16 protein-coding genes are annotated in these 17,297 nt (G+C 67.1%); 11 read left to right on the forward strand and 5 right to left on the reverse strand.

The genetic code is table 11. The annotated features are described in order from the left end of the window. Positions 1-57 precede the first annotated feature (57 nt). From tgt to AC1DBN_RS10325, 3 genes are all read left to right on the forward strand, one after another. Entirely contained in the window at positions 58-1,362 is a 1,305-nt protein-coding gene (tgt, locus tag AC1DBN_RS10315) for a tRNA guanosine(34) transglycosylase Tgt (protein WP_477723126.1), read from the forward strand. A gap of 172 nt (positions 1,363-1,534) precedes the next feature. After that, complete coding sequence (locus AC1DBN_RS10320) at positions 1,535-2,206, forward strand: type IV toxin-antitoxin system AbiEi family antitoxin domain-containing protein (protein WP_477723127.1); 672 nt, start codon at positions 1,535-1,537, stop codon at positions 2,204-2,206. A 33-nt stretch (positions 2,207-2,239) separates the two neighbouring features. Beyond that, positions 2,240-2,467, forward strand: coding sequence for a hypothetical protein (locus AC1DBN_RS10325; protein ID WP_477723128.1), 228 nt, complete (start codon positions 2,240-2,242; stop codon positions 2,465-2,467). Positions 2,468-2,564: 97 nt separating this feature from the next. Here AC1DBN_RS10325 and AC1DBN_RS10330 read toward each other — a convergent pair whose 3' ends face one another. Then, positions 2,565-3,299: a queuosine precursor transporter gene (locus tag AC1DBN_RS10330; RefSeq protein WP_477723129.1), complete on the reverse strand. Its 735-nt coding sequence runs from the start codon at positions 3,297-3,299 to the stop codon at positions 2,565-2,567. Positions 3,300-3,486: 187 nt separating this feature from the next. Between AC1DBN_RS10330 and AC1DBN_RS10335 the strand changes: the two genes are divergently transcribed. The 4 genes from AC1DBN_RS10335 to AC1DBN_RS10350 all read left to right on the forward strand — a co-directional run bounded on the left by AC1DBN_RS10335 (position 3,487) and on the right by AC1DBN_RS10350 (position 6,446). After that, positions 3,487-4,143: a TetR/AcrR family transcriptional regulator gene (locus AC1DBN_RS10335; protein ID WP_091718086.1), complete on the forward strand. Its 657-nt coding sequence runs from the start codon at positions 3,487-3,489 to the stop codon at positions 4,141-4,143. 41 nt (positions 4,144-4,184) lie between these two features. After that, positions 4,185-5,096, forward strand: a complete 912-nt coding sequence (locus AC1DBN_RS10340) for a TIGR01777 family oxidoreductase (protein WP_091718084.1) — start codon at positions 4,185-4,187, stop codon at positions 5,094-5,096. Then, positions 5,093-5,518 (forward strand): hypothetical protein, encoded by a 426-nt coding sequence (locus tag AC1DBN_RS10345; RefSeq protein ID WP_091718082.1) that lies wholly within the window; start codon positions 5,093-5,095, stop codon positions 5,516-5,518. Before AC1DBN_RS10340 ends, AC1DBN_RS10345 begins: the two co-directional genes overlap by 4 nt. Positions 5,519-5,588: 70 nt before the next feature. Then, positions 5,589-6,446, forward strand: coding sequence for a hydroxymethylpyrimidine/phosphomethylpyrimidine kinase (locus AC1DBN_RS10350; protein WP_091718081.1), 858 nt, complete (start codon positions 5,589-5,591; stop codon positions 6,444-6,446). 112 nt (positions 6,447-6,558) lie between these two features. Here AC1DBN_RS10350 and AC1DBN_RS10355 read toward each other — a convergent pair whose 3' ends face one another. The 3 genes from AC1DBN_RS10355 to AC1DBN_RS10365 form a co-directional block, all read right to left on the reverse strand. Further along, positions 6,559-8,307, reverse strand: coding sequence for a pyruvate dehydrogenase (locus AC1DBN_RS10355; protein ID WP_091718079.1), 1,749 nt, complete (start codon positions 8,305-8,307; stop codon positions 6,559-6,561). Between the two features lie 138 nt (positions 8,308-8,445). Further along, complete coding sequence (locus AC1DBN_RS10360) at positions 8,446-10,902, reverse strand: hypothetical protein (RefSeq protein WP_477723130.1); 2,457 nt, start codon at positions 10,900-10,902, stop codon at positions 8,446-8,448. Between the two features lie 102 nt (positions 10,903-11,004). Then, positions 11,005-11,628: a TetR/AcrR family transcriptional regulator gene (locus tag AC1DBN_RS10365; RefSeq protein ID WP_091718075.1), complete on the reverse strand. Its 624-nt coding sequence runs from the start codon at positions 11,626-11,628 to the stop codon at positions 11,005-11,007. A 100-nt stretch (positions 11,629-11,728) separates the two neighbouring features. On the opposite strand from AC1DBN_RS10365, the gene AC1DBN_RS10370 reads away from it, so the two are divergent. Then, positions 11,729-12,016 (forward strand): hypothetical protein, encoded by a 288-nt coding sequence (locus AC1DBN_RS10370; protein WP_477723131.1) that lies wholly within the window; start codon positions 11,729-11,731, stop codon positions 12,014-12,016. Between the two features lie 161 nt (positions 12,017-12,177). Here AC1DBN_RS10370 and AC1DBN_RS10375 read toward each other — a convergent pair whose 3' ends face one another. Next, complete coding sequence (locus AC1DBN_RS10375) at positions 12,178-13,596, reverse strand: MFS transporter (protein WP_477723132.1); 1,419 nt, start codon at positions 13,594-13,596, stop codon at positions 12,178-12,180. Positions 13,597-13,835: 239 nt separating this feature from the next. Here AC1DBN_RS10375 and AC1DBN_RS10380 point away from each other — a divergent pair, with 239 nt between their 5' ends. From AC1DBN_RS10380 to AC1DBN_RS10390, 3 genes are read left to right on the forward strand one after another with little or no spacing between them, the layout of a single operon-like run. Further along, positions 13,836-14,504, forward strand: coding sequence for a response regulator transcription factor (locus AC1DBN_RS10380; protein ID WP_477723133.1), 669 nt, complete (start codon positions 13,836-13,838; stop codon positions 14,502-14,504). Then, the gene (locus tag AC1DBN_RS10385) at positions 14,501-15,943 is read left to right on the forward strand and encodes a sensor histidine kinase (protein ID WP_477723134.1); all 1,443 of its coding nucleotides are present in this window, start codon (positions 14,501-14,503) and stop codon (positions 15,941-15,943) included. Before AC1DBN_RS10380 ends, AC1DBN_RS10385 begins: the two co-directional genes overlap by 4 nt. Then, positions 15,930-16,955: a TAXI family TRAP transporter solute-binding subunit gene (locus AC1DBN_RS10390; RefSeq protein ID WP_477723135.1), complete on the forward strand. Its 1,026-nt coding sequence runs from the start codon at positions 15,930-15,932 to the stop codon at positions 16,953-16,955. The genes AC1DBN_RS10385 and AC1DBN_RS10390 overlap by 14 nt, the downstream gene beginning before the upstream one ends. Positions 16,956-17,297: the final 342 nt, after the last annotated feature.

A 17,297-nucleotide genomic window follows, 5' to 3' on the forward strand; every position in this document is an offset into this window, starting at 1 on the left:
GCTTACCGGCGGGGCCCGCTTTGTTGGTGCCGGCCGGTTTGCTGGCACACTGGTACGGTGCCAGCCAACCCCGCCCCCGCAACCACGTCTGATCCCGCGCTTCCCGCGGAGCAGTCCGCATTCTCGTTCACGGTGGGGACCCGGCTCAGTGAATCCTGCCCGCCGTCGGCCGCCCAGGTCTCGGAGAACGGCGGCGAATTCCTGGGCCGCACCGGCACCATCACCACCCCGCACGGCGAGATCCGCACTCCGGCGTTCATCGCCGTCGGGACCAAGGCCACCGTCAAGGCAGTCCTGCCGGAGTCCATGGCGGACCTCGGCGCGCAGGCGCTTTTGGCCAACGCCTACCACCTCTACCTGCAGCCGGGCGCGGACATCCTGGACGAGGCCGGCGGCCTGGGTGCCTTCATGAACTGGGCCGGCCCCACCTTTACCGATTCCGGCGGGTTCCAGGTGATGAGCCTGGGCTCGGGGTTCAAGAAGGTCATCGACATGAAGTCCGTTGATGCCTCCGGACCTGACGATGCTGTGGCTCCCGGCAAGGAACGCCTCGCTCACATTGACGATGACGGCGTCTGGTTCAAATCCCACCTGAACGGGGACCGGCACCGCTTCTCCCCCGAGATTTCCATGCAGGTCCAGCACCAGATCGGCGCGGACATCATGTTTGCCTTCGATGAGCTGACCACGCTGCAGAATTCCCGCGGCTACCAGGAGGAGTCGCTGGAGCGCACCCGGCTGTGGGCCGAGCGGTGCATCGCCGAACACTTCCGGCTGACCGGTGAGCGGGTGGGCAAGCCGTACCAGGCGCTGTTCGGCGTGATCCAGGGAGCCCAGTACGAGGACCTGCGCCGGAAGGCCTGCCGCGACCTGGGGGCCATGCCGTTCGACGGATTCGGGATCGGCGGGGCGCTGGAGAAGGAGAACCTGGGCACCATCGTCCGCTGGTGCAACGAGGAACTTCCCGAGGACAAGCCACGCCACCTGCTGGGCATCTCGGAGCCGGACGACATCTTCACTGCCATCGAGAACGGCGCCGACACCTTCGACTGCGTCTCCCCCACCCGCGTCGCCCGCAACTCCGCGTTCTACCACCCCAGCGGCCGGTACAACCTGTCCGGTGCCAAGTACAAGCGCGATTTCGGCCCGCTGCAGGACGGCTGCGACTGCTACACCTGCACCAACTATTCGCGGGCGTACATCCACCACCTGTTCAAGGCCAAGGAAATGGTGTCGGCCACGCTGATCTCCATCCATAACGAGCGGTTCGTGGTGAAGATGGTGGACGATGCCCGCCTGGCCATCGAGTCCGGCACCTTCTTCGACTTCAAAGCCGAAACCCTGGCGAACTACTACTCCTGAGGGCAGTGAGGCGGCCTCCCGCCGCCGAGTGCCAGTGTCTACCCGTTTCGACGGTTCCCTGCGCACTCGACGTGGGTCAGCATCGGAGGCGCAGCTGATCGTCGAAACGGCATTGTCCACATAGCCGTGTCCAGCGCTGGGCGGCGGGAGGCGTTCCGGCAACGCTTGAACCATGAATGGGATCCCTGCTTTTGGCCAGGTAAATTTCTGGCGGACCGCCGAATTGCTGGAACAGGGATTGAACGCCCGGGCGATCTCCACGCTGGTGCGCGGTGGGCAGTTGGTCAGGATCCGCCGCGGCTGCTATGCCCGCGGTGACTGGTGGAACGGTTTGACGGAGCCGGATCGCCGGCGTCAACGCGTTTACGGCCACGCACACGGAACGCTGACGACGTCGGCAGGAAGTTTTGTCTATAGCCACACCTCAGCCGCCGCCCTACGCCGGCTCCATCTCTGGAACGTCGATGACACAGTTCACCTGACGCAACCGGGCCGCCCTTCCGGAATTTCCCACGGATCTGACGTTGCCGCCCACACAGGGACAATTAACGGACGTGAACTTTCGCTCGTTGACGGCCTGCCGTGCACCTCGCTGGAACGGACAGTTGTGGACTCCTCCCTGATGTTCAACGTTAGGCAGGCGGTAATTCTGGTGGATCACGCCGCCAGGCTCGGTGCAGACGTTCCGCTCCTTCGGGAAAGATGCGCTGCACTGGCAGGCCGCAACGGAGCCGTGGCGCTCAGAACGGCCCTTGAACTGGTGGATCCGCGCTCCGAGTCAGCCGGCGAAAGCCTCACCCGCGAACTCATCCACAGGCTGAAACTCCCCACGCCGGAACTTTAGTTTTCGGTGTACACGGCCAGCGGACCCTATCGCTTGGACTTCGCATGGCCTGCCCGCAAGGTGGCACTCGAATTCGACGGCAAGTCCAAGTACTTCGACTTCCATCCAACTGACGAGGTGATCTACAACGAAAGACAGCGCGAAAAGGCGCTCACCGAGGACGGCTGGATCGTACTGCGTATCGAGTGGAAACATCTCTTCAGCGAGGCGGAGTTCAAGTATCGCGTACTGCGCGCGTTTGCCAGAAACTGCGAACCCTGACCGCTACACCCGTTTCGACGGTTCCCTGCCTACGCGTGGCTTCGAAACATCGAGCATGCAGGGAACCGTCGAATCGGCGGGCCAGGCGGCCGCAGAATCAAGCTGCCGGTAGAGCGGCAGCCCCGTAACTCGGTTCGCGCTTCTTGACCCACCCGATGACGAGGGCGGTGACGGGGACGAAGAGGAACTCCACCATGGTCTTGTAGAGGAACCCCACCACCACGTAGTTCAGGAACATGCCAAAGTCGGTAATGCCAATGACGGACGCGGCAATGCTGCAGAAGATCAGGGTGTCCACGAATTCGCCCGCCCCGGAGGACCCCATCAGCCGGGCCCACAGCGACTTCTCGCCTGTGCGGGCCTTCATCTTCACCAGGATCCACGAGTTGATGGTCTGGCCGGCGAGGAACGCCAGGAGCGAGGCCAGCACGATCTGCGGCACGGGGCCGAGTGCCCCCTCCAGCGCGGACTGCTTGGCGATGCCGTACTCGTCGTCGAACCCGGGCAGGGCGATGATCACCCAGTAGCAGAGGGACGCGAAGACGGAGAGTGCGAAAGTGGTGAAGATGGCCTTGCGCGCCACCTTGAAGCCGTACACCTCGCTGATGACGTCACCGAGGATGTAGGCGAGCGGAAACAGGAAGAAGCCGCCGTCCGTCACGATGGGGCCGATCGCCACACCCTTGGATGCGCCGATGTTGGACAGGATGAGCACCACTGCCATGAAGGAAAGCATGATGCCGAAGTACGGCGAGCCGATTGAGGCGAATGTCGCGGGAGATTGCGGCGAGGTGGTTTCGGGCGCGGCGTTGTGTCCTGGGGCAGCAGGCATGGAGGAGATCCGTTCGGAGTGGTTCGCTCGGCGGCGCGGAACCGGGCCGCCGGCTGTATTAGCACTGGTGTCAGTCCATTCTCCCATCGCCACCGTCTACAAGCGCGCGAGGGGGTACAGCAGAAACTGAACACGTTCAAAAGATGTGCCATACTTATTCTTGAACACGTTCAAATTGGGGGAACAATTGGCTGCGAAGAGTGAGCAGACCCGGCAGAAGCTGGCAGAAGTGGCCCTGCGAATGTTCCGCGAGATCGGCTTCGAAAAGACCACCATGCGGGCCATCGCGGCCGAGGCAGGCGTCTCTGCCGGCAATGCGTACTACTACTTCGAGTCCAAGGACGACCTGGTCCACGAGCTCTACGTCCAGGTCCAGGCGGAGCACGCCGAGCGCGCGGCCGGAGCGCTGGACACCACGGGCGGGCTTGCAGAGCGGCTCAAGGCCGTCCTCCACGCAGGCCTGGACGTTATGGCTCCCTACCACCGGTTCGGCGCCGACTTTGTGGCCACCGCCATCCGCCCCACCTCCCCCGTCAACCCGTTCTCCACAGCCTCCACCCCGGCCCGCGAAGCGTCTCTGGAGATCTTCCGGCAGGCGGTGGACGGCGCCCGGCCGGCTGTTTCCAAAAAGCTGCGCAGCGATCTGCCCGAGCTGCTGTGGCTCTGTTACATGGGCGTCACCCTGTTTTGGGTCTACGACACTTCGGACGGGCAGCAACGCACCAGGCGGCTGGTGGATGGGGCAGCGCCGCTGATCGCCCGCGGACTGGGGCTGGCCCGCGTTCCAGGCGTAGGCAAGGTCCTGGATGACGTCCTCAACCTCAGCCGCAGCGTCCGCAGTTAGGCAGGCGGCAACACATCGTGGAAAACCAACAAGGGGGAAAAATGCGCAGAACCAAGACGGTGGTACTCGCCGGCGCTTCGGGTTTCATCGGCAGATACGTCCGGTCGCGTTTCGAGCAGGACGGCTGGTCCGTGCGGACCATCGGGCGCAAGGGAGCGGGGAATTCCTCGGCAAGCTGGAACGACGACGACGCCCTCACCAGGGTGCTCAACGGCGCCGACCTCGTGGTCAACCTCGCCGGACGCTCGGTGTCCTGCCGGTACAGCGCCCGGAACCGGACCTCGATTCTTGAGTCCCGTGTCCGGACCACCGAGGCGCTGGGCCGCGCCATCGCCCGGTGCCAGGAACCGCCGTCGACGTGGCTGAATGCCAGCACCGGGACCATCTACCGGGACGCCAGGGACCGGCCGCAATCAGAGAACGACGGCGAGCCGGGCACCGGATTCTCCGTGGACGTGGCCCGCGCCTGGGAGACCGCACTGGATGTTGCGGCCACGCCAAAAACCCGGAAGATCCCGCTGCGGATCTCTATTGTTCTCGGCCCCGGCGGCGGGGCGCTGCGGCCGTTTGCCAACCTCGCACGGCTGGGCCTGGGCGGACCCATGGGAGACGGCAACCAGAAGTTCAGCTGGATCCACGTGGAGGATCTGTACCGGTGCATGCGGTTCCTGCACGCCCGGACGGACATCACCGGACCGGTCAACGTGGCTTCGCCGGACGTGGTGAGCAACCACGAGCTGATGCGGCTGGTCCGGCGTGCCTACGGGAAGCGTTTTGGCCTGCCCACTCCTGCGTGGCTCCTGCGGGCGGGCGCCGTGCTGATCCGCACCGAAGCGGAACTGGTGCTCAAGAGCCGCTGGGTCCTGCCGCAGAAGCTCCTCTCCGCCGGGTTCATTTACCGCCAGCCGGAACTGGGCGGCGCCCTACAGCAGGTCGCCAAGGGACGGGTGTGAGCAGGCCGCGCCGCGTGGTCCTGGGTACATCAGCCCTGGCCGTCGGCGCGCTGGTCAGCCTGCTCTGCCTGGCCGTCATCCTGGCTGTCTGGAGCGGCGGATCGTGGTTCCTGCCCATGTTCCTGGCGACCCTCGTCTGGGGAGCCGTTCCGGCGACGGTCCTCGCCTTCTGCGCCGGGGCGCCGCTGGCGATCCTGCTCCAGCCCGTGCGGAACCAGTGGCTGCACGTTGCCGCGTTCGCCGGCCTGGGCGCACTCATTGGCGCGGGTCTCGCCGCCCTCAGGCCATGGTCCGGTTCCAGCGCCGATTTCATGCTGTCCACGGCGCTCATGATCGGTGGGGCACTGGCCGTGGGCCGACTGGCCGTCTGGCGGCTGGTCCGTGTGGATCCGGACGCGCAGCCATCCACGTTGGGGTCCTGAACACAGCCCTCCCGCTCCCCCTGTTCAGCAACACAAGGCAACGCACGACGCCGGATGGCAGGATGGTGGGATGACTTCCGTTTCCACCGGCGCATCGCCGTCCGCCACCACTCCGGCCGTCGTCCTCACCATCGCAGGGTCCGAAGCCACCGGTGGTGCCGGCGCCCAGGCCGACCTGAAGACCTTTCAGGAGCTGGGCGTTTTCGGCATCGCCAACCTGACCTGCATCGTGTCCTTCGACCCGAAGGACAACTGGAACCACCGCTTCGTCCCGGTGGACCAGCAGGTGATTGCCGACCAACTGGAGGCAACGGCGGCGGCGTATGGACCGGCGTCGGGCGCCCCCTCCGTGCTGGACACCGTGAAGATCGGCATGCTGGGCAGCCCGGCCACCATCAGCACCGTGGCCGGCTCCCTGAAGGCCAACGGCTTCGGCAACGTGGTGCTGGACCCGGTGCTGATCTGCAAGGGCCAGGAGCCCGGCCACGCCCTGGACACGGACCAGGCCCTGAAGGCCGAGATCCTGCCGCTGGCCACCTTCGTCACCCCCAACCACTTTGAGGCGGAATCCCTCAGCGGCCTGGAGATCACGGACGTCGAGTCCCTCAAGGCCGCCGCTGTCCGCATCCACGAACTCAGCGGCGCGGCAGTCCTGGCCAAGGGCGGGGTGCGGCTGGAGGGCCCGGACGCCGTCGACGTCTTCTTTGACGGCGAGACCCTCGAAGTCCTCAGCGCCCCGAAGGTGGGCGAGGTGGCCGTTTCCGGCGCCGGCTGTTCGCTGGCGGCGGCCGTGACCGCCGAACTCGCCAAGGGCGCCACCCCGCTGGAGGCGGCCCGCACGGCCAAGGCGTTCGTGACCGAGGGCATCCGCAACCGCGTGGCCTCCGGTGCACCGTTCGATGCCCTGTGGCAGGGCGGCGCCCGCTAGACAGCCCAAAAACGCCCCATCACTTTTCGTCCTTAAACCCGGAACGCGTCTGGACTCCATGCAGACGCGTTCCGGGTTTTTGGGCGGTATCTGATGGCGCGTCCGGGAGGGGTCAGCGCCGGGGGATGTTCCGCAGGTTGCTGCGCGCCATGCTGACGGCCTCGCCTGCTCCCCTGTTCAGGACCACCTTGGACATGGCGGTGGCAAACCCGATGACCTGCGAGCCGGAGATCTTGGGCGGAATGGACAGCGCCTTGGGATCGGTGATGAGTTCCACCAGCGACGGCCCAGGGTGCGCGAACGCTTCCCGGTAGGCCGCCTCGATCTGCGAGGGATCCGTAACGCGGACAGCATGGAAGCCCAGTGCCTGGGCCACGGCGGCGTAGTTGGCATCCGGCACATCCACCCCGAAATCAGGGAGCCCGTCCACCAGCATCTCGAGCTTGACCATGCCCAGGGTGGAGTTGTTGAACACCACCACGTTGACGGGCAGCTTGTAGGCGGCGGCGGTGATGAGCTCACCGAGCAGCATGGACAGGCCGCCGTCACCGGACACGGAGATGACCTGCCGGCCGGGGTACGCCAGCTGCGCGCCGATGGCGTGCGGCAGGGCGTTGGCCATTGAGCCGTGCAGGAAGGACCCGATCAGGCGCCGCGTGCCCAGCGGGTTGATGTACCGCGCCGTCCAGACGTTGCACATGCCCGTATCCGCGGTGAAGATGGCGTCCTCTGCGGCTATCTGGTCCAGCAGTGAGGCCGCGTATTCCGGGTGGATGGGCTGCTTCTTCTCCACCTTGCGGGTGTAGGCACCCACGGCTTTGTTCATCAGCCGGTCGTGCTTCTTGAGCATCTGGTCCAGGAACCGGCGGCTCTTTTTTGCCTTCACCAGGGGCAGGAGGGCGCGCAGGGTTGGCAGCACGTCGCCGTGCACGGCAATGTCGACGTCGGTCCGCCGGCCGAGGCGGTGCGCCACCCTGTCCACCTGCGCAGTCCGGGTGTCCGGCAGGAACTGGTCGTACGGAAAATCGGTGCCCAGGAGGACCAGGAGATCGGCGTCCTCGATGCCCTCGGCGGCGGCGCCGTAGCCCAGCAGCCCGGTCATGCCGATATCGAACGGATTGTCGTACTGGACAAAGTCCTTGCCGCGCAGGGAGTGGCCGATTGGCGCCTTCGCCAGTTCCGCGAGTGCCATCAGTTCACTGTGGGCACCTTCGACGCCGGCGCCTGCGAAGATGGCGACCTTGCCGGCGTCGTTGATGGCGTCCGCCAGGGCCTGGACGCTGGCCGGGTCCGGGACGAGGCTGGCGGGGCGGAAGGTGGCAGGCAGCGGCGTCGGCGCGCTGGCTTCGAGCCCGGCGATATCACCGGGAAGGGTCACGACGGCGACTCCGCCCAGTCCCAGCGCATGCTGGATGGCGCTGTGCATGACGCGCGGTGCCTGCTCGGCGGTGCTCACCAATTCCGAGTAGACCGAGCATTCGTTGAAGAGCCGGTCCGGGTGGGTTTCCTGGAAGAAGCTGCTGCCGATCTGCTTGCTGGGGATGTGGGAGGCGATGGCCAGGACGGGGGCACCGGAACGGTTGGCGTCGTAGAGGCCATTGATCAGGTGCAGGTTGCCGGGGCCGCAGGAACCGGCGCACACGGCGAGGCGGCCCGTAAGCTGTGCCTCCGCGGCGGCTGCAAACGCGGCGGCCTCCTCGTGCCGGACGTGGACCCAGTCGATGCCGCCCTTGGCCGAACCGCCGGTTTGCCGGACGGCGTCCACAAGGGGGTTGAGGCTGTCTCCCACGATCCCATAGATCCGCTGCACGCCGGCAGCCTGGAGTTGTTCGATAAGTTGGGTGGCAAGTTCCTTGGCCATGGGTGCAGACTCCCGCGGTGGTGGTGGTGTGCTGACAAGCCCCAATATAGTCCGCGCGGCTCACCGCCCCCTGTTAAGTGGCGCCGCCCACCCGCGCAGCTGGCACGGGTGGGCGGAGAGCCTGTCGGTCCGGAGGGATCAGCCGATCAGCGCAGTCGCGGCTGAGTAGCGCGCCAGCGCGGTGTAGGCCGTCTTGGTGCCGGTGACCCGGACCTTGATGGCGGTTCCCTTGTCGGCGGCCACCAGCTTGTAGGTCTGGGCCGTGGCCCCGGTGATGGCGGTGCTGCCGCGGTACCACTGGTAGGCCACCGTGACCGGGGCCGGCCCCCAGGTGCCGGGGTTTGCGGTCAGGGTGCTGCCGACGGTCTTGGTGCCGGTGATCGTCGGGGTGGGGCCGGTGAGGGTGCCGGCAACCACGGCGGCCGTGGCCGCTGAGGTTTTCGCCGTCGTCGTAAACCCGGACTTGGTGCCGGTCACCCGGACCGTCAGCGTCTTGCCCAGGTCAGCCGCAACGGCCGGGTACGTCGCCGCCGTGGCGCCCGTGATGGCAACCCCGCTGCGGAACCACTGGTACGCCAGCGTCACGGGAGCGGGCCCCCACGCGCCCGGGTTCGCGGTCAGCGTGGTCCCCACCTTGGGGGTGCCGGTGATGGTGGGAACCGGCGCCGTCAGCGTACCGGCAACCACGGCGGCCGTAGCCGCTGAGGTTTTCGCCGTCGTCGTAAACCCGGACTTGGTGCCGGTCAACCGGACCGTCAGCGTCTTGCCCAGGTCAGCCTCAACGGACGGGTACGTCGCCGCCGTGGCGCCCGTGATGGCAACCCCGCTGCGGAACCACTGGTAGGCCAGCGTGACCGGGGCCGGCCCCCACGCGCCCGGGTTCGCGGTCAGCGTGGTCCCCACCTTGGCGGTGCCGGTGATGGTGGGAACCGGCGCCGTCAGCGACCCGGCGGCAACCGTTACCGAGGCCTGGCCGTAGTACGGCTGCAGCGGCCAGGCGTGCACGCTGAGGCGGGCGGTGACTTTCTTGCCGGTGTCCGCCGTGGTCAGGGCGAAGGCCTTGGTGTTGGAGCGGTAGTCCGGGACGCCATTGACGAACCAGTCGTAGTATGGCCCGAACTCGGGGGTGGGCGTCAGCGTTCCGTGGTCGACGGTGAGGGTGCTGCCGGCGCTGGGGGTTCCGGTGATGGTGAACGGCTTGGACGCGGTGGTGGCGTCTGCACCTGCCTGCCCCGCGTGGACGGTGTCCGTGTAGGAGGCGTAGCCGGCCTTGCTTCCGGTGACTTTGGCGAAGATGTCAAAGCCTGTATCTGCGGCCGTGACGGTGTAGGTTGCGGCGGTAGCACCGGCGATATCAGTTGTCTCCGTACCCTTGGTGCGCTGCCACTGGAAGGTGAGGGTCACCGGCGCCGGGCCCCAGACGCCCGGATCAACGGTCAGGGTTTGGCCTGCCTGGACCGAACCATAAGCGAAGATCCTGCCCGGAGACAGGGAGAGTCCGGCCACTTCCAGCTGCATGTTTGCCTGCACGCGCTGGCCCTGCGCGGTGGCGGTGAGGACGACGGCGGTGTCGATGGTGGGTGCGTTGTTGTAGCACTCGGACTTGTAGCGGTACTGGCGCGGTTCACCGTAGTAGGTGTCGAAGACGCAGATCTTGTATTTCTTGCCCACCGTCATGCGCCAGTAGATCTTTCCGTTGGCGTCAGAGGTCAGCGGGCCCATCTGGGGGCCGTCCCAGGCGCCGGTGGCGTCGTTGAAGACGTAGGGTACGTAGCCCATTTCTGCGATGGGTGCGCCCGCGGGGTCCGTGACGGTGGCTTCCAGGACTGTCTCATCCTTGAGGACGAAGTTCGCGTTGGTCCACTTGACGCCCGGCGGGACGGCGGCGGCGGTGTAGGTGTCAACGCCCTGTGTCCCGTTCCAGTACTGCTCCGTGTAGAGGCGCTGGCCAGAGTCGTCCCGCACGCTGATGTACGCCTGGTTCGGCGAAACCTTGGCCAGCGTGTAGTACCCGTTGGCGTCCGGCCGCACCGTGCTGTACTGGCCACCGTTTGCTGGTGAGGCCGAGATCTCGGCGGCCGTAACGGGCTGCCCGGCGCTGTTGGTGATGCGGCCGCTCATGGTCCCGTAGGCCTCGAGCTGCGGGTTGTAGGTAGTAGTAGGTGCGGCGTCGGTGACGGCCAGCGGAGTGGAGTTGTAGGCACCGGAGGAATCGCCGTTCCATTTGTCGGCGTACGTGTCTGCGCAGGCGTTGTTTCCGCAGGTGATCCAGATTTTGTAGCTGCCCGCGGCGGGGACGGTGAAGCTGTAGGTGCCGTCTGCGGCCGACCAGGCGCCGGCAACGTAGGAGGCACTTGAGTCGTTGGTGTAGGCGCCCACCCATGCATTTGCGAGGGCCGCGGGAGTCGCGGTGGCGGTCAGCTTTCCTTTCACCACGCCCTTGAAGGTGTAGGTTGCGGCGTGCGCAGGGACGGCTCCGGCGAAGAGTCCGGCGGCAAGGAGTACGGCCGCGGCAAGGACGGCCCGGGCCCGGGCCCACGCACCCTGCCTTGGGTTCTGATGCGGGCGTGACAGGGCAGGGTGCGGTATCGGCATGGGATGAGTCCTTTTCCCCCAGAAAGTGACAGTGTGAACCGAGCGGTTCACCGTCATCCTAGGCGCCGGTCAAGGCCGGGGCCATGGGGAGTTCTGCCCGCCTCAGTCCGCTGCTGCCGCCACCGCAGGGCGGCCTGCTGCGGCGTCCTCGAGCAAGGCGCCGGCCATCAGGGTTGCGGTCCGCACGATGAACGCCCGACGGCGGGCGGCCCGGTCCGGGCCGCTGCCCGCCAGGAGTGCGTCGATCTGGGGCAGGACCGGCCACCCGTCACAGAGGGTGACCACGGTGATCAGCAGGTCTGCTGCGTCTTCGCGGCCCACACCGGGAAGCACCTCCATCACCTGCCCCACCTTGATGGCGCAGTGGTCCGTGCGGGTGGCCCTGCTGACGGTCTCCCTGCCCCGCTCCAGCCCTTCCCAGAACACCAGCCGCGGCAGCACACCGTCGGTGGTGTGCCGGTCGAAGAGCCTGCCGGCGTAGTCGCCGAAGGCTTCAGGACCGTGGCCCTGGATGGGGACCTCAGTCATGACGCGGATCATTTCGGCGGCCAGGACGGCGTCGAACAGCTCATCCTTCTTGCCGAAGTACTGGTAGATGCGCTCCTTGTTGACCCCGGCTGCGGCGGCAATGCGGTCCACCCGTGCACCGGCCAGTCCGTTCGCGCTGAATTCCTCGGTGGCAGCCGCCAGCAGCAGCTCTTTGGTGCGTTCGGTGTTCCAGGCCATGACCCCATTCTACGCAATTCCAACCAGGTAGTTGCAATTGCAGTCCGGCGCGCATATTCTCGTTTCACAACAAAAAGCAACTAACTAGTTGGAGATTTTCATGGAGACCGTTTCCGGCCCCGCCGTCCTGACCCCCGCATCGCCGTCGCCGGCCTCGCCGCCGGCCGTACCGTCCGTCCACGTCCGGGCCGTCATCACCTGGCTGGCGATCTTCCCGTTGGTGGCCCTCGGCATGATGGCCACCGCTCCGCTGACCGAGGGGTGGCACCCGGTATTCAAGGCCCTGGCGCTCACGCTCATGGTGGTTCCCACCGCCGTATACCTGGTGGTGCCCCGCATGATGAGGGCGCACGCATCCTTGGCCGGGCGCCGAGTCGGGCGCAGCTAGGCACACCGGCAGCACCGGACAGCGCACGACGGCGACCCCCTCCCCGGGCAGCCCACGGCACCTGAGCCTGCCGGCGCCGGGGCGCGGCCGCCGCGACGCTTAACGACGACGGCGCCCGTCCCCCTGAGCGGGGAACGGGCGCCGGTGCGTGCTGCGGAAGCTCAGCGCTTGGCGGCAGCCAGGCGATCGTCGTCGTCCGCGGCGGAAGCCGTGCCGGCGTCCCAGGCGTGGCCCTGTTCCTGGTCCAGGTGCGTCGACTTCTTGTTCTTGAGCGCGAAGATGTAGACCAGCAGCGACACCCCGATGGCCACCGTGACGTAGGTGAAGAGCAATTCCACCTGGCCGGCCTTCTGCAGGGCTGCGCCGATCAGCGGGACGGTGCCGCCGAACATCGAGTTGGCGAGCGCGTATCCCAGTCCCACGCCGAGTGCGCGGATCGAGGCGGGGAAGAGCTCGGCCTTCACCAGGGCGTTGATGGAGGTGTAGCCGCCCACGATCAGCAGGCCGCCCATCATCAGCAGGAACGCGACCATCGGGTCCTTGGTGCCGGCCAGAGCGGACATCAGCGGCCAGGTGAACAGCACGCCCGTGATGCCGAACCAGAGCAAGAGGGGCTTGCGGCCGATCTTGTCCGAGATGATGCCGTAGACGGGCTGCAGCAGCATGAAGATAAACAGGGCCCAGAAGTTGATGACCGAGGTAGTTTCCTTGGGGATGCCGCTGGTGTTGTTCATGAAGCTAAGGATGAAGTTGGTGTACGTGTAGAACGCCACGGTGCCGCCCAGGGTGACGCCGATGCAGATCAGCAGCGCCCTCCAGTGCTTGGTGAAGAGCAGCTTCAGCGTGCCGGGCTGCGCCTCGCCGGATGACTTGGCGTTTGCGGCGGCTTCCACCTGGCTGGCGGAGACGGTTTCCTCCATGGAACGCCGCAGCCACAGGACCACCAAAGCGGCCACGCCGCCGATGGCGAACGGAATGCGCCAGCCCCACTCGGTCAGGGCGTCCTTGCCCAGGGCGTTCTGCAGGACCACCAGGACCAGCAGGGCCAGCATCTGGCCGCCGATCAGGGTGACGTACTGGAAGCTGGAGAAGAAGCCGCGGCGCTTGGCGGTGGCGGCCTCGGACATGTAGGTGGCACTGGTGCCGTACTCGCCGCCCACGGAGAAGCCCTGCACCAGGCGCGCCAGGACCAGCAGGACCAGGGCCCAGACGCCGATGACGTCCTTGGTGGGCAGGATGGCGATGAAGAAGGAACCGGCGGACATCATGGTCACGCTCAGCGTCAGGGCGGCTTTCCGGCCCCGGCGGTCGGCGAACCGGCCGAAGAACCAGCTGCCGATGGGCCGCATCAAGAAGGTGACTGCGAAGACGGCCATGCCTTCAAGGGCGCCCTGCATCGGGTCCTTGGAATTGAAGAAATGCGGCTGGAAGTAGGCCAGGAACGCCGTGTAGATGTAGACGTCGTACCATTCCACCAGGTTTCCGGCGGAGCCCTTAAGGATGTTGCCCACCGCCCGGCGGGTCTGTGCCGCCTCGGACTGGGCTGCCCCCGTCAGCGGCGCTGCTTGTTCGGTGCTCATCATGAACCTTCCTTGGTGTGACGGTCTCCCGAAAGCGCGGAGGACCTCCACCAAACTATGGGTGATCCACGGCACAGCCAATGCGGAAGCGGGTTTCCTAACACTTCCTTAGGAATAGGCATTTTCCCGTTCCCAAGCGCCGGTTCCCCGTGAGGCGGTAATCTCCAAAGGCGGGCTGGTCCCCGCACCCGATCCTTGTTTCGCCCCACGCCCCGCCCCCAAAGAGAAGGAACATGGCCATGGAAGTGCTCATCGTCGAGGACGACGACGCCATGGCAGGCGCGCTGGCGGCGGGTGTTGCGACGGCGGGCCACAAGACCACCAGGGTGGCGCGGGGAGCTGACGCCCTGCTGGTCCACCGGGACTTCGAAGTGATCCTCCTGGACCTCGGGCTGCCGGACATGGACGGCCTGGATGTCCTCCGCAAGCTCCGCCAGATCACCGACTGCCCCATTCTCATCCTCACCGCCCGCGACGACGAACGCAGCGTGGTGCTGGGACTTCGCTCCGGCGCCGACGATTACCTGGTCAAACCCGTGAAGCTCGTGGAACTGCTGGCACGGATCGAGGCCGTCACCCGCAGGGCCGGGCGCCGCACCGGAAGCGTGCCGGACACCATCGTCCTGGGCGATCTCGACATTGACCTGGGCCGCCGGATCGCATCCAGGGAGGGCGCTGTCCTCCCGCTGACGGCCACGGAATTCGAACTTCTGGCCCTTCTGGCCCGGCACGCCGGCTCGGTGGTGACCCGGGAACAGATCCTCGATGCCCTGTGGGGTGATGCCTTCCTGGCCTCGTCCCGGTCCCTGGATGTGCACCTGACCGGGTTGCGGGCCAAACTGCAGAAACCCGGTTTCATCATCAACGTCCGGGGCGTGGGCTACCGGGTGGAGGCGGATCCCGCATGAGGTTGCGGGTCCTTGGCGTCCTTAGCGTGCTCTGCCTGGTGGTGGTGTTCCTGGTGTCCGGGACCATCCTCTCCTCGGCGGCGCGGGAGCTGACGCAGGAGGTCCAGATCAACCGGGTGGCGTCCCTGAACCGGCTGGCCCAGGTGGCCTTCGATGCGGCCGGCGACGGCGATACCGCGCGGCTGCAGCGCGAGATGGACACGTACTCGGCCCTCTATGCCGAGGGGATCGTGGTCCGGCTGCAACAGGAGACGCTCAGCTCGGGAGGGCTCAGTGAAGCGCGCTCCGACGTGCAGGATGCGCTGTCCCTGGCCCGGCTGAACGTCAACGGCACCGCACTGGCGCCGCTGGAGCCGCTCGGTTCCGGCTCCGAGGTGATCTTCCGCCCCTTCGGCAGCGCCAACCAGGTGCTGGGCGGCGTGGCCATGGACGTCAACCTCGACGCCGCCAGGACGAAGCTGCAGCAGCGCTGGCTCGTGGTGGGGGCCGCCGCCGTCGCCCTCGCTGCGGTCCTGCTGCTCGCCGCCGCACGCGTGACCGGCTGGGTGCTCCGGCCCGTCCTGCGGCTGAATTCCGCGGTGACCGAGCTGGGCCGCACGGGCCGGGCCGGGCGGCTGCCGGAGGACGGTCCGCCGGAGCTGCGCGAACTGAGCAGGTCCTTCACGGCCATGGCGCGGACGGTCAGCGACAGCATCGAGTCGCAGCGCCAGCTGATCGCCGACACGTCGCACCAGCTGCGGAACCCCATCGGCGCTCTGCGGCTGCGTCTGGACGTACTCCAGCTTGAGCTGAAGAGCGAACGGGAACACGACGCCGCCGCCAGTGCCGTGGCCGAGCTGGAGCGGGTGGAGGAGATCCTGGACGACGTCTTGAAGCTGGCCGCCGCCGAGCACCGTGCCAGTGAGGACGCCGTCAGGGCCTTCAACAGCCCGGAGGCCAGGCCCGTTGCTGCGCCGATCGACCCCTACCCGGTCCTGCAGGAGGAAATGGAGCGGGCTGCCCCCGCTGCGGGCCGCGCCGGTGTGCGGCTGGTCCTCGCTCCCCCGCCGCCGTCCCCGGACCTGGTGGCGTGCGAGCCGGCCGAGCTTGCCCAGATGGTGGGTGAGCTCGTGGGCAACGCGGTCAAGTACGCCCCCGGTGCCACCGTCACTGCTTCCGTCCGGGCGGAGCCTTCCATGGTCACGGTGGAAATTTACGACGACGGCCCGGGGCTTTCCGAAAAAGACCTCGCCCAGGCGTCCACCAGGTTTTGGCGGGCGCCGCAGCATGCCTCGGTCCGGGGAACAGGCCTGGGCATGACGATCGTGGGTGAACTGGCGGCGGCCAACGGTGGCCGCCTGGTCCTGGCAACGGCTGCACCGCACGGACTGTCAGCCCGGCTCGAATTTCCTGTTCCGGTCCTGGAGCGCCCCTCCGAAGGCGGGGATGGACGTGGCTGAGGCCAGGACGTCCGGCCTCACCGGTGCCGGCCTGCCCAGACGGTCCCTCCTGAAAACCGGCGCAGGCCTGGCGGCAGCGGCCCTCTTCCCGTCCGTATTGTCCGCCTGCAGCGGGAACCGGCCCGGGCTGCTAACCGTGGCGGGCGGTGAGGCGGGTGGCTTTTACCTTGAGTTCTCCACGCTGCTGGCCGCTTCCCTGGAACGCCACAATGTGGCCCAAAAAGCTGTAGCCGTGGCCACCGGCGGCAGTTTGGACAACCTGGCGCAGTTGCGGGATGGAAGGGCCACGCTTGCTGTGTCCCTGGCGGATGCGGTCGCCGACCCTGCCATGGATGCGACTGGCGGCGGCGCACAACTGGCTGCGCTGGGGAAGGTCTATGAAAACTACGTCCATTGCGTGGTGCGGAAAGGCAGCGGCATCACTGCCTTGTCACACTTGTCCGGGCGGACCGTGGCAGTGGGCCAGCCGGGTTCGGGGACGTCACTCACCACGCCGCGGCTGCTCGCGGCAGCGGGCCTTGGCACCTCGGCGGAGGCCGGGCCGGCGGCGCAAGGCAGCGTCGCCGTCGTAAGCCTGGGCCTGAACGACGGCCTCGCAGCCCTGAAGGCCGGTACCGTGGACGCTTTGTTCTGGTCCGGCGGCGTACCCACGGCAGCCATCTCCGCCGCACAGAGGGAGGTGCCGCTGGCGCTGCTGGACCTCTCGTCGCTGCTGCCGGAGCTACGTGCCCGGCACGGGGCCCAGTACGATCGCGTGTTCATCCCCGCGGAAAGCTACCCGAGGGTGCCGGCCGTGTGGACGGTGGGCACAGCCAACCTGCTGCTGTGCCGCGCCGACCTGGATTCCGGCACCGTCGAGCGGACCGTCCAGCTCCTGGTGAACCACGCGGGCGAGCTGATTCCGCAGTCCAGCCTGGGCGTGCAGTTCCTCAGTCCGGAAACGCTGATCAACACCGCCGGCATCCCGCTGCACCCCGCTGCCGCCGCAGCGTACCGCGCCCTCCACGGCTAGCGACGCGCGCTCACTTACGGTGGCTCTCCCACCGACGCGCGCTCACTCGTGGCGGCACTCCCACCGACGCGGGCTCACTCGTGGCGGCTCCCACACCAACGCCCGCTCACTCTCCTCAGGAAAGTGAGCGCGCGTCGCGGGGAAACCCACCACTGCTGAGCGGGCGTGGGTCAGGGTTTCGGCGCCTTATCCACATACGCGCTTCCGGTGATAGCAAGCGCACCGCGTCCTTCCTACCGTTTGGGATACCCCGAACAGCAAGCGAAGCGAGGATCAATGTGGACAGGAACCAGCGCCGACGGGCGGCCCGAACGAATCATCCGCGGAACCAACCCGGAGACC

Source organism: Pseudarthrobacter sp. 10T415, from assembly GCF_056394175.1.

Bases quoted from the DNA above. Each gene is read 5' to 3' on its own strand.
- AC1DBN_RS10320 (WP_477723127.1), top strand. From the start codon at position 1,535: ATGAATGGGATCCCTGCTTTTGGCCAGGTAAATTTCTGGCGGACCGCC.
- AC1DBN_RS10330 (WP_477723129.1), bottom strand. From the start codon at position 3,299: ATGCCTGCTGCCCCAGGACACAACGCCGCGCCCGAAACCACCTCGCCG.
- AC1DBN_RS10340 (WP_091718084.1), top strand. From the start codon at position 4,185: ATGCGCAGAACCAAGACGGTGGTACTCGCCGGCGCTTCGGGTTTCATC.
- AC1DBN_RS10350 (WP_091718081.1), top strand. From the start codon at position 5,589: ATGACTTCCGTTTCCACCGGCGCATCGCCGTCCGCCACCACTCCGGCC.
- AC1DBN_RS10355 (WP_091718079.1), bottom strand. From the start codon at position 8,307: ATGGCCAAGGAACTTGCCACCCAACTTATCGAACAACTCCAGGCTGCC.
- AC1DBN_RS10360 (WP_477723130.1), bottom strand. From the start codon at position 10,902: ATGCCGATACCGCACCCTGCCCTGTCACGCCCGCATCAGAACCCAAGG.
- AC1DBN_RS10365 (WP_091718075.1), bottom strand. From the start codon at position 11,628: ATGGCCTGGAACACCGAACGCACCAAAGAGCTGCTGCTGGCGGCTGCC.
- AC1DBN_RS10370 (WP_477723131.1), top strand. From the start codon at position 11,729: ATGGAGACCGTTTCCGGCCCCGCCGTCCTGACCCCCGCATCGCCGTCG.
- AC1DBN_RS10375 (WP_477723132.1), bottom strand. From the start codon at position 13,596: ATGAGCACCGAACAAGCAGCGCCGCTGACGGGGGCAGCCCAGTCCGAG.
- AC1DBN_RS10380 (WP_477723133.1), top strand. From the start codon at position 13,836: ATGGAAGTGCTCATCGTCGAGGACGACGACGCCATGGCAGGCGCGCTG.
- AC1DBN_RS10385 (WP_477723134.1), top strand. From the start codon at position 14,501: ATGAGGTTGCGGGTCCTTGGCGTCCTTAGCGTGCTCTGCCTGGTGGTG.
- AC1DBN_RS10390 (WP_477723135.1), top strand. From the start codon at position 15,930: ATGGACGTGGCTGAGGCCAGGACGTCCGGCCTCACCGGTGCCGGCCTG.